Origin of the sequence: Fibrobacter sp. UWB15, assembly GCF_900177705.1 — a bacterium.
GTDB lineage: Bacteria > Fibrobacterota > Fibrobacteria > Fibrobacterales > Fibrobacteraceae > Fibrobacter.
This window is the reverse complement of sequence record NZ_FXBA01000001.1, coordinates 996,211-1,010,469: the sequence shown is the minus strand read 5'-3', so window position 1 is coordinate 1,010,469 and position 14,259 is coordinate 996,211. Positions and strand designations below refer to the sequence as shown.

At 49.9% G+C, this 14,259-nt stretch carries 14 protein-coding genes; 1 reads left to right on the top strand and 13 read right to left on the bottom strand.

All coding sequences use genetic code 11. The annotated features are described in order from the left end of the window. The first annotated feature begins 49 nt into the window (after positions 1-49). Positions 50-2,863: a TIGR02171 family lipoprotein gene (locus B9Y58_RS04200; RefSeq protein WP_159432589.1), complete on the top strand. Its 2,814-nt coding sequence runs from the start codon at positions 50-52 to the stop codon at positions 2,861-2,863. On the opposite strand, the gene B9Y58_RS04195 is transcribed toward B9Y58_RS04200, so the two are convergent. From B9Y58_RS04195 to B9Y58_RS04135, 13 genes are all read right to left on the bottom strand, one after another. Further along, the gene (locus B9Y58_RS04195) at positions 2,864-4,255 is read right to left on the bottom strand and encodes a GntR family transcriptional regulator (protein WP_073054479.1); all 1,392 of its coding nucleotides are present in this window, start codon (positions 4,253-4,255) and stop codon (positions 2,864-2,866) included. A gap of 77 nt (positions 4,256-4,332) precedes the next feature. Continuing rightward, a complete protein-coding gene (locus B9Y58_RS04190) occupies positions 4,333-5,361 on the bottom strand; it encodes a glycoside hydrolase family 16 protein (protein ID WP_369827934.1) in 1,029 nt (342 codons plus the stop codon). Between the two features lie 119 nt (positions 5,362-5,480). Beyond that, positions 5,481-6,524 (bottom strand): Holliday junction branch migration DNA helicase RuvB, encoded by a 1,044-nt coding sequence (ruvB, locus tag B9Y58_RS04185; protein ID WP_073054477.1) that lies wholly within the window; start codon positions 6,522-6,524, stop codon positions 5,481-5,483. Between the two features lie 63 nt (positions 6,525-6,587). Next, the gene (gene ruvA / locus B9Y58_RS04180; protein WP_073054476.1) at positions 6,588-7,196 is read right to left on the bottom strand and encodes a Holliday junction branch migration protein RuvA; all 609 of its coding nucleotides are present in this window, start codon (positions 7,194-7,196) and stop codon (positions 6,588-6,590) included. Between the two features lie 82 nt (positions 7,197-7,278). Beyond that, entirely contained in the window at positions 7,279-7,875 is a 597-nt protein-coding gene (locus B9Y58_RS04175) for an ABC-type transport auxiliary lipoprotein family protein (RefSeq protein WP_073054474.1), read from the bottom strand. 3 nt (positions 7,876-7,878) lie between these two features. Beyond that, the gene (locus B9Y58_RS04170) at positions 7,879-8,805 is read right to left on the bottom strand and encodes an MlaD family protein (RefSeq protein WP_073054472.1); all 927 of its coding nucleotides are present in this window, start codon (positions 8,803-8,805) and stop codon (positions 7,879-7,881) included. Positions 8,806-8,817: 12 nt separating this feature from the next. Next, positions 8,818-9,603 carry an ABC transporter ATP-binding protein gene (locus B9Y58_RS04165; protein WP_073054470.1) on the bottom strand — a complete coding sequence of 262 codons (786 nt, stop codon included), beginning with the start codon at positions 9,601-9,603 and terminating at the stop codon, positions 8,818-8,820. Positions 9,604-9,611: 8 nt separating this feature from the next. After that, positions 9,612-10,676, bottom strand: coding sequence for an ABC transporter permease (locus B9Y58_RS04160; protein WP_073054468.1), 1,065 nt, complete (start codon positions 10,674-10,676; stop codon positions 9,612-9,614). Positions 10,677-10,684: 8 nt separating this feature from the next. Beyond that, positions 10,685-11,440, bottom strand: coding sequence for a flavodoxin family protein (locus B9Y58_RS04155; RefSeq protein WP_073054466.1), 756 nt, complete (start codon positions 11,438-11,440; stop codon positions 10,685-10,687). Positions 11,441-11,442: 2 nt separating this feature from the next. After that, the gene (locus tag B9Y58_RS04150) at positions 11,443-12,288 is read right to left on the bottom strand and encodes a patatin-like phospholipase family protein (RefSeq protein ID WP_073054464.1); all 846 of its coding nucleotides are present in this window, start codon (positions 12,286-12,288) and stop codon (positions 11,443-11,445) included. Continuing rightward, positions 12,285-12,938 carry a lysophospholipid acyltransferase family protein gene (locus B9Y58_RS04145; RefSeq protein ID WP_233247831.1) on the bottom strand — a complete coding sequence of 218 codons (654 nt, stop codon included), beginning with the start codon at positions 12,936-12,938 and terminating at the stop codon, positions 12,285-12,287. Before B9Y58_RS04145 ends, B9Y58_RS04150 begins: the two co-directional genes overlap by 4 nt. 141 nt (positions 12,939-13,079) lie before the next feature. After that, positions 13,080-13,526, bottom strand: a complete 447-nt coding sequence (fabZ, locus tag B9Y58_RS04140; protein ID WP_073054460.1) for a 3-hydroxyacyl-ACP dehydratase FabZ — start codon at positions 13,524-13,526, stop codon at positions 13,080-13,082. Next, complete coding sequence (locus B9Y58_RS04135; protein ID WP_073054458.1) at positions 13,523-14,254, bottom strand: SDR family NAD(P)-dependent oxidoreductase; 732 nt, start codon at positions 14,252-14,254, stop codon at positions 13,523-13,525. Before B9Y58_RS04135 ends, fabZ begins: the two co-directional genes overlap by 4 nt. Positions 14,255-14,259: the final 5 nt, after the last annotated feature.

The following is a 14,259-nucleotide window of genomic DNA, read 5'->3' as shown; positions in this document are numbered from 1 at the left end:
CCTCGCCCTAAACGAAAGCTTGGTTCGAGACAGCCTTTTAAGAGATAGTTTGCTGAACGACAGCCTCCTGAGAGATAGTCTCTATAAAGATAGCTTGCTCAAGGATAGTCTAGTCAAGGACAGCCTCCTTAATGATAGCCTGCTTCGAGACAGTCTATTTAAAGACAGCGTTCTTCGTGCGGACAGCCTCGCTGAGATTGAACGCATGAACAAGAACGGAATGTTCTTAATTGCCTCGAAGGGGATGTCTGTAGAACTGGGAACGAATATTGCCGACGCCCGTGTAAGTGAACGACCTTCAATGAAGGTCAAGTTGGACTATGACTTTTACTTGTCCAAGCATGAGACGACTTGCGCCGAATTTAACGGTCTGATGAAAAAGGCAACGGGACTTACTTTGGAATGCGAAGATGAAAATCTTCCTGCAACCAATGTGACTTACTTTGATGCAGTTCTTTTTGCGAATGAGCGAAGCAAGGAAAATGAGCTTGATACGGCTTATACTTATGCATCGGCTCGATTTGATTCTGAAAAACATTGTGTAAACCTTGAGGGCTTGGCATATCATCCTGAAAAGGTCTCCTATCATTTGCCCACCGAGGCGGAATGGGTTTATGCCGCCAGCAAGAACTGGAATATGCGCGAGGCCTGGACTGCTGACGATTCTCAATTCAAGCTGCATAATGTTTGCAGCAAGTCTGTTCCCAGCACGGAATTTTGCGACTTGGCAGGCAATGCCATGGAATGGGTCAATGATTGGTTGGGTACATTCCGCGATACGATCGTCCTGAATTACGTAGGTCCTCCTGATGGTGGTTCGCTAGGTCAACGCGTAGTGAAGGGCGGCAGCTACAGAAATGCCTCGGGTGCCGTGAACTTTTATAGTCGCGGCGATGTCTACGCGGTGACTTCTTCGACTCGTGCCGAATATGTAGGTTTCCGTCTTGCGTATGGCTCGATTCCTGATGCGGTGTGGATGGATGCCGAAGGTAAGGCTGCCTTGAGTAGAGTTATTCTATTGGCGAATTCTTCGACGTTGCATTCGGTCGTAAAGACTTTCAATGCAAAGCTTGCATTCCGCAACGATGTCTCGGGGAATCTTGCTTTTGTCGATTATTCTAGCGGCGCGCAGACGGTTGTCGAAATCGAAGATACGCTGGAAGTATTTCATCCTGATATATCGCCTGATGGAAACCTTGTGGCGTTTTGCACCAAGTTTGAAGGGGTAGAAGGTTCGTCGGAACTTTATGTACGCGATTTGAATAAAGACGGTTCGCATCTCGTTAAGCTAGACTTTGAAAGTGCGGCTATCCCGCGCTGGCGAATTCTCGAAAATGGCGATACGGCGATTGTATTTGTGACATCAGCCGGCAACAATAATGACGAATCCGCTTTCCGTTCTGCATCTACTTGGCAGGTGACTTTTGCAAATGGAAAATTTGGGACACCGCAAAAGCTTTTTGACGGTGCTTATCATGGCGGAATCAGCAAGGACGACCGCCTGGCCGTCACGGGAGCTAGGCGCTTGCGTGCAAAAGTAGCCGATTCAGAATCCCCGTTGTCGCAATCTGCTCGCGACACCATGTGGTACAATGGCGAACAGGCCTGCAACGTATCGCTCTCGCAAGATAAGCGCAAAAAGACTCTGTTCCTGGATTTTGGCAGCGCGACTGGCCGTAATTTTGTCGGGAAAAGGTATGCCACCCATGAGCGGCTTTTGATAGCGGATTCGTTAGGCCGTCTGGTGCAATCGATCGGCGCACCTGCGGGGATGACTTTTGATCATAGCGAATGGGTGAGGGGCTCAAGTCATCTTGCCGTGGCGACTCTTGTCAATGTCAACGGTTCGCACCGAACCATTGTGCTGATAGATTTGACTGATAGCAGTTTTGTGAATCTCGTCGAAAGCGATGAACTGTGGCACCCGAGCCTGTGGGTGAACGAGAATGCTTTTGCAGATGATAATTCCGGTCTCGATTTGGATAGTGCTGCCTTCTATTATGATAATGTTTCGAATCCGTTGCTCTCGCACAAGATGAATATTTTCTGGAGTGCCTCCGATTCCTTGAACGTTGTCGCCTTGGGTTCTTCGCGAATGAGTGTCGGCTTTATTGCAAATGCGATTACTTATGGTAAGGCTTTCAATATGGCTGCGATCCCTTCTGATATGGATGTTTCTTTGTACTTGGCTCGGTATTATGTTTTAGCCCATTGCCCGCAACTAAAGACGATTGTCGTTGGCCTTGATTTTGACTTGTGGAATGAACCAGAAAATACGACATTGACGTTGAATTTCCTTTCGTTCCCGGGGTATTTTTACGATTATACCCATAAATACTGGGTCGGTATCGAAGGTGTGGAAGAAATCAAAAACATTAGCCGAAAAATTGTTGAAGAAAACGAAGTCTTGAGCGGCTTTGCCATGAGTATGGGCTGGGTTCCTGTCGAGGATGGTTTTTCGTGGAATAATACAGGCTTCAACGAAAATTTTGTCATCAATGATTCTACATGGAGCGACAAACCTTTGACTATTAGGCGCGAAATGAGCAATTTGCAAACGCTGATTGAGGATGCCGCTCGAAAAGGGGTTAAGGTTGTCGGGGTTGTCTTCCCGCAAAGCCCGGAATATGCGAATACGGGTTCCTATGGCAGACATGGAATGCGCCGTTCCCATGCCCTTAAACTCATTGAAGATGTTCGCAAATTTGAACAGCGTTACGATAACTTTTATTTGATGGATGAAAATAAGATGGGCAATCATGACTATGCCGATAGTCTAGCATATGATTATGACCACCTGAATGTCTTAGGAGCCGTTCAAATAACGACACGTATCGATTCGGTCTTGAATGCAATTAAGTAATTATTTCTCCACCACGTTTCCGAGAATGTGGTGGATTTTCTTGACGCCGTCAAAAGCCGAAGGACTACTGATGTAGTAGAACATCTGCTCCACGAGTGCGTCGGTGTTGAAGTCGTAAGAGGGTATGCGCAACAGGTAGCTTTCCATGGAATTATCGAAGGCTATATAATTCGGTCCGATATTCGGCATGGGAATTTCCATGTTGTTTTCTTCAACCATTTCCATAAAGATCCCGGCGACTTCGTCATTCACGCAAATCCATGGCATATTGTTGCCGTTTGCGGCCTGGAAGGCGAGAGCGCGTTCGGCAAGCGTCTTGAGTTTTTCTTTTTCAAGCGTGCGCGCCATAATTTCCACAGAAAGCTTTTCGACTTTCTTTCGGGCAATCTGCTTGTAATCCCACGGGCTTGCAAATTCGGCATCTACATAAGAATGTACCACCAGGCCGGATTCTTCGAGGCCGGTCAAGCGATCTTTGGACCAGGAACTGTTGTGGTACGGCGAAAAATAGCCTACTTCCGTGACGCCGAGGCCAAGCAGGTAGCGGCCTATTTCTTTACCGGGTTGCTTACCGAAGGTGGAATTGAAGAATACCCAGTTGTCCTTGCGCATAAAGCTGCGCGGCACCGCATCGATAGGGTGTTCCCACCACACGGCTACGGGAAATTTCGCGTCGGCGAAGAACGTCAGGAGCGGTCTGAAGTTTTGCACAAGGAGCGTTGAAAGAATCGCTCCCACGGCATTCGGGTGTTCCGATAGCTTGCAGGGTTTTCCGCTTCGGTCAATCAGCTTGCCCGTAGCATCGTTGATGCCGAAAAGGGTCAGTTTGTAGTGGTTTTTACCGGCGGTCTTGTAAATGAGGCGCAAAAAGTCCAGTTCGCGTTCACTTTCGGCGGTGAATCCGCCCCAGCTGTTGCATCGAGTTACAAAAATGAGTTCGCTAAGCGGTGCATCCTCGCGTTTTTGCTGCTTGCGGTAAAAAAGATACTGGCGCCCTTCTTTTTTCAGGATTCCGCGGGCTACCTTTTCCTCTAAGAACTTGCGGAGCGTGCCCTGCGAAACGTTGTAGCGGGCTGAAAGTTCCTTCGAAAGCGGGAGCGGTTGTGAAGGCTTAATAAATCCTTGCGCAAAGTCGCGTTCGAATGCCTTGGACAGCTTTTCCGAAACAGTCTCGTGCACGTACGGAACCATGTTCTTCAGCGGGGTATTTCCCCAAAAACAGCCTTTTCCCTGAATTTTGCAAATTTTTCCGGCGGATTCCAATTCAGAAAGCGCCGCCTGAACAGTGCCAGACGATGCTCCGAAACTCTTGATCATCGAACGAACCGACGGCAATCTGTCGCCATCGTTCAAGTTCATATCGAGCAAAGCCTTGATAATCCGCTGTTTCATGTTGGGTAATATAACAACAAAAAGACCCGCACAGGGGAGGTTCCTATGCGGGCCGGGGTTGTTTGGGGTTGGATGAATTAGAAGTTAAAATCTACCTGGTAATGTGCCTTGGTGGCTTCATTCACGCGGGCGCCCTTGGCGTTGACGGTGCCGCGGACTTCCTTGGCCTGCAGCTGCTTGGCGTGGGTCGGAAGGATACCAGTCGGGTTGCTAGAGGAGCTGAACGGGTTGAACTGTTCGCTGCTGCTAGACGGAGTTTCGCTAGACGACGATGCAACGCTAGATGAACTGGGGGTAACGCTGCTGCTTGAAACCGGAGCTTGTTCGTCGTCTCGCGGGACCTGGCCGTTGAAGCTTTCCTGACCCTTGCGAGTGAGGGCGAGAATCAACATGCCATCCCTAGAATAAATGTTCTTGTCTGTGAGGTCGACACGGTTACCGTCGAAGGTCCAGTCGCCCTTACCCCAGCGGCTTGCGTCGAATGTATCGAAGTTGTCGGTCCAGTCGAGAGTGAAGTCGCTGCCGCCTTCGCCCTGGCCCGGAGTATACTTGTAAACCTTGACCCAGTTGATGAACTGGAAGAGCGGAAGTTTGGATTGGTCGAAATTGCCGACCCATTCGGCACTTTCTGAAGACCAGAGGTTAAAGCGGAGGCCCTGCGTTCCCTTGAGGTCGCTTACCTGGCCGCCTTCGGTCTTACGGACTTCATGACCGTCTACAGTCCAACGAACGTAGTTGGGGGTCCATTCGAGGCCGTAGGTGTGGAAAGCCTGGTCGGTAGCCGGGTTCACTGAATGGTGCTTTTCGCTGGTTTTTTGTGCGCCTGCCTTACCGGTAATGATGTTAGACTGGAAACTGCCTGGGTTTTTGCCTAGAACTTCGATATCGACTTCGACCCAAGGACGTCCATCGGCGATTTCAGAGCCGTTCTGGTAAAGGAACATGGAGCTGACCGTTCCAGAAGCTGCGGCCATCTTCATACGGGCTTCGAATTTACCGTACTGGACTTCCTTCAAGGTATAGAGTTCTGCGCCGGAAAAATCTTTTGCCATAGTTGCTACTGCCGCGATTGCGAGTACGGAAAGAGTCGTTTTAAGATGCATCATGCCTCCAATTAACACATCCTTATCACCAATAATGAATTTATAAAGAAAATGCAGACGTTACAACGCCTGCAGATGTCAAAATGAAATAAGTGTATCAATAGAATTATTAAAAACTAAAACTACAAATCCAGCGACTCTTGTGCGCTGGCTTCGGCAAGAGCTTTCGGGATAGCTTTGTGAAGCATCTCGTAGGCGGTGCGCGTGGCGGTACGGCCACGCGGCGTTCGCGCGAGGAGCCCCTTGCGAATCAAGTACGGCTCATAGACTTCTTCGAGGGTGTCCGGCTCCTCGCCGAGCGCTGCCCCGATGGTGCCCAGCCCCACGGGGCCACCGCCGAATTTGTCGATAATCATCGAAAGAATTTTTCTGTCCATGTGATCGAGGCCTTCGCCGTCGATACCGAGCATTTCAAGAGTCTTGCTTGCCGACATCAAGTCGATAATGCCTGTACCGCGGACTTGCGCCACATCTCGGCAACGCCTTAATACGCGGTTTGCAATTCGAGGCGTTCCACGGCAGCGGCCGCTCAAAAGCTTTGCGGCATCTTCTTCGAGCCCCACGTTCAAAATCTTCGCGCTACGCATCAAGATGCTCTTGATGTCATCTTCGTCGTAAAGTTCCAGCCGGTACTGCAAACCGAATCGGTCGCGCAGCGGACTTGTCAAAAGTCCACTGCGGGTTGTCGCTCCCACCAGCGTAAAATGCTTGAGCGGCAAGTTCACGCTGCGAGCCGCCGGCCCAGAATCCAGCATAATGTCGAGCCTAAAGTCTTCCATAGCGGGGTAGAGGTATTCTTCCACCACGCGATTCAGACGGTGAATTTCGTCGATAAACAAGATGTCGTTTTCTTGCAGACTCGTCAAGAGTCCGGCCAAGTCGCTCGCCTTTTCGAGCACTGGACCGCTCGTAATATGGATATTCACACCCATTTCTTTAGCGATAATTCCGGCCAATGTCGTCTTGCCAAGTCCCGGAGGACCGCAAAAAAGGCAATGGTCCAGCGAATCGCCGCGGTGCTTGGCGGCTTCAATCGCGATCGAAAGGCTTTCTTTAATGTTCTTCTGTCCGGTAAATTCTTCAAGAGAAGGCGGTCTCAGGGAACGCTCTACATCGCTTTCGTCGCCGGCACGCCGTTCAGGAGAAATTATGCGTTGATCATCCATTGTCTGATTGTCATGCCCGGCGCCTGTCCTCGCTTGACGGGGATGACCGGGCATCTCCTTTTCTTAAAGATACTTGAGAGCCTCGGGAATAATCGTTGCTGCATCTGCAGAATCTCCCAAGATTTCTGCCGCCTTCATTACGGCTTTTTCTGCCGCCGGATCCTTGACGCCCAGCGTATGCAGGGCCAAAACCGCTTCCATTTTCGGGCCGGTAAGTGCGCCCATGCCCGTAATGCCTGATCCCTCTACATCGCCCAGGGCCTGCATCATGGCACCCGCCTTGTCCTTAAGCGAAAGAACCATCTGTTCGCAGGTCTTTTTGCCAAGGCCCTTGATTTTACCGAGGGCGCTCTTGTTGTCGCTGGCGATCATGTTCAAGAGGTCAGCGGGGGAGCTTCCGCTCAAAATGCGCTGGGCAAGCTTCGGACCTACGCCGTTCACCTCGAGTAGCATGATAAAGGTGTCTTTCTCGGTCTTGTCGGCAAAACCGAACAGCGTCATGGAATCTTCGCGCACCACCAGGTTCGTGTAGAGCGTAACCTCACTTTCCACCTCAGGCAATTTGCCTGCTGTGTAGGCCGAAATATTCACGCCGTAACCTACGCCGTTCACGTCCACAACCACAAAAGTGGGGGATTTTTCAATCAAAATACCGCGAATTCGTTCAATCATGCCTGTACCGTAGCAATAAACATCTGTTCACTGCACAAATATATACTAATTTGTAGACTCTGTCAAGTCAAATCGTATTTTTTTACAAGGTACTCTTGGCAATCGATTGTAGGGCGTCAGCCATGCATTCGGCGAGGAGTTTCGAAATAGCTTCTGCTGTTACTCTTGGTTCGCGACTGTCGGTGGAGCGATTCTTGTCGCATTTGCCTTCCCAAAGCATTGTATTTGATTTTACGTTCTTGAAGGTAAAGCCAAGTGCCAAGTGTGCAGATTGAGAGCTACTTTCATCTACTTCTTCAATGGCATTGACATGGCCCGAAAGTTCGTATTCCGGCATGACACCGTTGCCAGAAACGACGGATTGGAACATTCCGCTCTTTTCGACATACTCCGAGACGACTCGGGTAATCATGTGTTCGGGGCGGCTAGCCCATAAGTCCAGATCGTAGAACATGAAGTCGTAGGCCGATTCACGGTAAACGATGTTTGTGCGTTGGTAGGCTTGGTCAATGGTGAACTTGCGTACCTGTAAGCTTTTGCCGGCAAAGGCTTCCGAAGAGGGGTGGTTGATGTTTTCGACAGCAATCGTATAATAACGAGTCGGCTCGCTGGAACCACCGCCCAGACAGGCGGTTAAAGAAAGTGCGATTGCCGATAAGAGAATGTATTTCTTGAACATTTATCACTTCCTTCTAGACTTGTTTTCGGCGTGAATTAGTGCCGACGGGTTATTCTTGATTTTCTGCGAGAATTCTTCGAGGTTTTCAAGTACGGCGTTGAGTTCTACCACGGCGTCGCCGACCTGATCTTGGTTCTTGTATACCATCTGGTCTAAGCGCTTGGAAAGCTGATTGATCGACTCCAGAGTCTGCGTGATATTTTCGTTCATGCTCTTGGTGTCAATTGCGGCAATCTTTTCCTTGACTAGGTCCATGTTTTCGCTGGTCTTAGCCGCAATTTTAGCTTCTTCGATTTCGGCAAGAACGTTTTTCATTGAGGCAGCCGCATTCGAAATGTTGTTGATGGGCTTGTTCAGGTTCTGAGTCATGTTATTCAGGTTCCTGGAAGCTCCTTCAAAATTCTTGATGGCGCTGCTAATGTTTTCTGCGTTTTCCGACGAGAAAATCTTGTTGATGTTCGTCAAAAGCGAATCGATATGGCTAATAATGTCGGTGGCTTTATTCGCCATTTCATCGAAGGCCGTTTTTTCGGCGGGAACGAATCCGCCTTCGGCAACGTCGGGCTCGTCAAAGCGTCCGCCCGAAAGCACAATCTGTTTTTCGCCGGTGAGCGAAATACCGTGTGTCATGCCCGCGCGAGTACCTATCTTGATCGGCGTACCCTTGTTCACGCGGAAGCGGACAACAACCTGGCTCAAGTTTGACGAATCGATTTCAATTCCGGTCACGTTACCGACATCGATACCGTTCAGTTTAACCTGGGCGTCCGTGTATAGGCCAATGACCGATTCACTGAATACGGTGTAATAGTTGTCGAATTCCTTGTTCAAAAAGCGCGAAAGCACATAACCCAAGAAAACGCAAATCATGATCCCGCAAAGGAGCATGAATGCACCAATCTTGATTCGTTCGGAGCGTGTGGTTTCCATAGTTACTCCAAATTAATCGATAAAGTTAAAATGGTAATATTCATGGTTGTCTTCTTCCTTGGGACATTGCCTGTTGAAGAAATGCTTGAGAATCGGGTCTTCGCTTTCAAGCCCTTGCTGCAAGGTGCCGTCCATGAGTACGTAGCCGTCTTTCAAGTAAATAAAACGGTCGCAGACGATCTTGATGCTTTCGAGTTCGTGGCTCACAATAACCATCGAGACTCCGAGCGTGTCGCGGAGCTCCAGCAGCAGTTCGTCGAGGGAACGGGCGGTTACCGGGTCAAGGCCTGTCGAGGGTTCGTCGCAAAAGAGCAGTTCCGGTTTCAGGGCGATGGCGCGGGCAAGGGCTGCGCGGCGCTTCATGCCGCCCGAAAGTTCGGAGGGGTACTTGTGGAATGCATGCAGCAGGTGCACTTTTTCAAGGCGGTCGGCCACAATCGCTTCCATTTGCTTCTTGGGCATGTAGGGCATGCTGCGAATCAGCGGAAGCATGGCGTTTTCGGCCACGGTCAAATCTGAAAGGAGTGCGCCGTTCTGGAATAGTACTCCCGTACGCAGGCGAGTCTCGAAATCGAGGCCTTCCTTGGCTCCGAACTGTTTTCCGAAAAAGGTTATCGTTCCGCTTTCGGACTTGTAGAGCTTGAGGATGTTGTTCATCAGTGTCGACTTGCCGCATCCGGAACTTCCGAGAATCATGCGGATTTCGCCCTTCTTGACATCGAACGAAATGTCGTTCAACACGGTCTTTCCGTCGTAGCCGGCTTTCAGGTGATCTACCTTGAGTGTAATGTCTTCCATGTTTACCTCTAGTAGAATATAAAGCTGAACGCGCAGTCCGCGACAATGATGGCAGAAATCGAAACCACGACGCTTGAGGTTGTTGCGAGGCCTACCGCCTCGGCACCGCCCTCGGCATTTAAACCCTTGTTGCAAGAAATCAGCGTTACAAGCCAACCGAACACGATGGATTTGACTGTGCTCTTCAAGAATAGAATCGGCGGAATCCCGTCGCGGATAGACTGGAAGTAGTTCGCAAACGAAATATCGAAGAAAAAGTATCCAATCAGGAAACCGGCAAGGCAGCCCGCAATGCCAGCGCAGAAGGCAAGAATCGGGGTGCAAATGGTCATCGCGATAAAGCGGGGGACCACCAGGTACTGCACCGGCGAAATTGCCATGGTTTTAATTGCCTTGATTTCTTCGCAGACGCTCATGTTCGCGATTTCAGCGGCAATGGAGCTGCCAGAACGCCCCGCCAAGATGATGGTCGTAAGTAGCGGACTGATTTCGGCAAAAATCAGGTAGCCAAGCCCTGAGGCAAGGTAAGAACCGCCGCCCACGGCCTTGAGCATAAACGAACTCTGGAGCGCCATGATAAAGCAGATGAGAGCGACCATCAGAAAGCAGATGCCGGTTGCTTCGGTACCGAGCATAAAGACCTGCTTGGCAGTACCGCCGAACTTACTGCGCCCCTTGTCGAAGGGACCGCAAATCATCCAGTAGATGCTCATGTTCAAGAGAATGAACACCTCAGCGACTTCCTTGGCGATGACGGCGGTCTTTGCACCGATGGCTTCGAGGAAATTGCTGTAGCCGGTCTTGACTTTTTCTGGGATTCTCTCTTTCTTGAGCGCCCTGAGCTGCGCCTTGATTTCTTCGCTAAAGTGGGCGAGGGTCAGCTTGTGACCGTACTTTTCACTGGTGTCTGCTAAAAGAGCAAAAAAGGCATCGCCGCTGTAATCCATGGACTCAAGGTCCGTCCCGTCTATAGTTAACGGGCCGTTTCGCAAAATCCTAATGCAATTCTTCAGCAGAAATTGGCTGTTTCCGGCTGAAAGATTCTTTGGAAGTGAAACGGTCTGAGCGTACATGCGAACCTCTAAAAGTTGTCGTCGCGGTCAAACATGTGTGTCACAAATTCCACAACCAATTTTTCGTAGGCTTCATCACTAAAGATAGTCTTTTGCATAAGGTCAATGGCTTCCTGCGAAATATTTCCAGTCTTGGCGAGTTCAGCTCCGCCTTGCCAGTAACGCTTGCGCAAAATATTCAGACGTCGCTCGCCCCCACGGTGGTGGAGGGCTCGCATCTGCGGGCATGCAATGAGTTGGTACCCTTTATGACCAAGAATGATGTCGAACTGCTTTCTAATCGGTTCGTAGACAACATCTAGGTCGCACCAGGCGCAGCTGGAAAGCAGAATGATTTTCTGCCCTTCTTTCTGGAACTGTAGACCATGAAGGTTCGAATTGGAGGCGTTCAAGCCTTCTTTCAACTTTTGACCCATATACGGGTGGACCATGCCTACAATGCGGTCCATGAGAACCTTCATCTGTCCAGGAATGCTGAACAGGAATAGCGGAAAACTCCAAATGACGATATCGGCATTCGTCAATTTTTCACGAATGGCGGGAACGTCATCATCCTTGATAAAACAACTGCCATCGGGGCGCCCCCAGCAACTGAGGCAACCTCGACAAGGCTTGATGTTCATTTTATCGATAAAGATATATTCCGTTTCAAAGGTTCCGTTTTCTTCGAGACCTTGGACAAAAGCTTTCGTCGGAATCAACGTACCGCTTTTTTCATTCTTGGGGCTAGCCACCATTACAAGAATTTTTTTCGTATCAGCCATTGTCAAATTTCCAAGAAAGCTTTTAAATCGTCCATTTGTTTTTTGGCCATTTCGACACCATGCTCATAAGATTCGTTCATCTTGTCCATATTGGTGTCAAATTGGTCGCACAAGTCGATAATCGGGCGAATTAAGAACAATTTGCCTTCTTTTTCGAGTTGTTCAATTTTCGCAAACATTTTGTCATAGCGCTTCAGGCGGACCATGAGAGCACGGAACAGGTCCGGGTACTTGCGCTTGTACATGGGGTTCAGAATCGCACGGTACTTGCGGAAGTCCGTCACCGCTTCGCCCGGATAATGGGTCGAAATGGCTACCACCTTGTCGCAGCCCTTTTCAAACGCACGCTCGAACGGTATTGCGGCGGTAATGCATCCATCGGCATAATGCTTGCCGTCGAGTTCTGCCATCGGGAAAATCATAGGCAGGGCGCAGCTAGCGCTAATCAAGTCGAGCAAACGTTTCTTGTCGTTCTTTTCGCTCTTGAATTCGGCTCGTCCCGTTTCGCAACAGGTAAGTCCGATTTCGCATTCAATTTTAGAATTGCGATACGCTTCGAAGTCAAGCGGCATTTCGCCATCGGCAGCCAAGTAGTTCAAAGCGTGGAATTCCTTTTGGATTCCGATGAACTTGCTCGCCCACTTTTTACCTTTCTGCAAGCGCGTCGGGAGCACAATGAAACGCAGGCGACCTTGCTGACGCGTAATGAAGTTCACCGCCGCATGGGCTCCGGCAGACACTCCTGCCACGTAATTAAAATCAATCCCTTCGTCAAGCCAGGTGTCAATCACGCCTGCGCTGAACATGGTCTGACGAGAACCGCCTTCTAACACAAGCCCAGTCTTCATGCCTGAACCTCTTCAGGAGTTTCAGATGCGACCGGGAGCGGAGCCACTTCAGACTTACCCAGCGCCTGCTGCTTGAGCCCCCAGACTTTCTGTCGGAAGTATTCGCTGCGTTCAGCCAAGTGCTTCGAAGAAGGGATTCCCTTCACGCGTTCAATCTTTTCAGGTTCGCCCACAACAATTTGTGTGCGGTGACCGCGCTTGTAAATGCCGTCGATTCCCACCGAAAGCACTGGCGCCCCTGTACTGCGAGCAAGGAACGCAAAACCCGTCTTGAATTCGTTCAACAAGCCGTCATAGCGGCACTTGCCTTCGGGGAAAATAATGACGTTGTTTCCCTTTTCCAGTTCACGTTTGGCAAGCAAGGCCCATTCGGTGTCCATGTTAAAGCGGTCGCAAGGAATCACGCACTTCACGCGGGTCAGCGCCCAGCTAAAATGCGGGTCTTCAATCTGGTCTTTAGCCACCACGATGCTTTTGTGATGGAAAAAGATAGCGAGCATCATGAGGGGGTCCCACATACTCGTATGGTTCGCAATAATCACCGACGGTGTCTTCAGGCGCGGAGACTTTACCGTGTTACCGACAAAAGTCACCTTCGGGCGGTACCAAACAAGCAAATAGACTCGCACGGTGTAGATGACAATCACCATAAAGAGCCGCATAAAACTTTCGACAAAAATATTTTTCTTTTTATCGTTCACGATATATAAAATTCAGAGGCAGAGGAGATGTGAAATGTGGAATGTGAGATGTGAAGTTATCATTAGTCATCACACATTACACACTAGCCATTACTTTCCTAAACTTTCCTTCGGGATGCTCGTAAAGGTCAAGGCGCCCTTGGCATGAACGTTGCCGTTCACTTTCACGATGCAGTCAAAACCGACCAGCACGCCACCTTCTTTTGTCTTCTTCACGGAAATTTCAAGCTGGTCGCCCGGAATCACCGGTTTCACGAACTTGAATCCGTCAATCTTCAAAAGCACATAAAGATTCTTTTCCAAATCTTCGGCAGGCTTTTCGATCACGAGCGAGCAAAGCTGAGCGCAGCTTTCCACAATGAGCACGCCCGGCATAATCGGAGTTCCAGGAAAATGTCCCGTAAAGTAAGGCTCATTCACGCTCACGTTCTTGATGCCCACGGCAGACTCGTTCGGCGTAAGTTCCGTGACACGTTCGATCATCTGGAACGGCGGACGCTGAGCAATCTTTTCGCTGATTTCGTAAATGTTCATCATAGAGAAAGACCTCCGTCAAGCACAAACACCTGGCCGGTCACGTAGGCGAACTGGTCAGAAGCGAGCGCAGATACAATATTTGCGACTTCGTCGGCAGAGCCAAAGCGCTTCAGAGGAATCTTTTCGAGATAGCCCTTACGGGTTTCTTCGGGAATCGCTTCGATCATTTCGGTAGCGATAAAGCCCGGAGCCACGGCATTCACGCGGATACCGAAACCGCCGAGTTCCTTGGCAAGCGTCTGCGTCAGGGAATTCACGGCGCCCTTCGTGGCGCTGTAAACAGCCTGGCCAGCGAGAGCAAACTTCGAAGACACGGAGCTCATGTTAATGATCACGCCGGACTTCTGCTTGTACATTTTCACGGCCACCTGCTGTGCGCAGTAGAAATAGCCCTTCACGTTCAGGTCGAAGCACTTGTCCAAGGTTTCCGGATTCATCATCATCAAGTATTCGTCGCGCACGATGCCTGCGTTGTTCACGAGCACGTCAATGCGACCGTAAGCCTTGAAGACTTCGCGAACCATGACTTTCACCTGAGAAAGGTCGGCGACATTCGCCTTGTAAATCATGCCGTCGCCACCTTCGGCCTTAATCTGGTCCAAAGTCTGCTGGGCAGCCTCGTCGGAACTGGAGTAGTTCACCACGACAGTATAGCCATCGCGAGCAAGGCGCAAGGCACAAGCCTTGCCGATTCCCTTAGATGCACCTGTTACCAAAGCTACTTTCATATTCA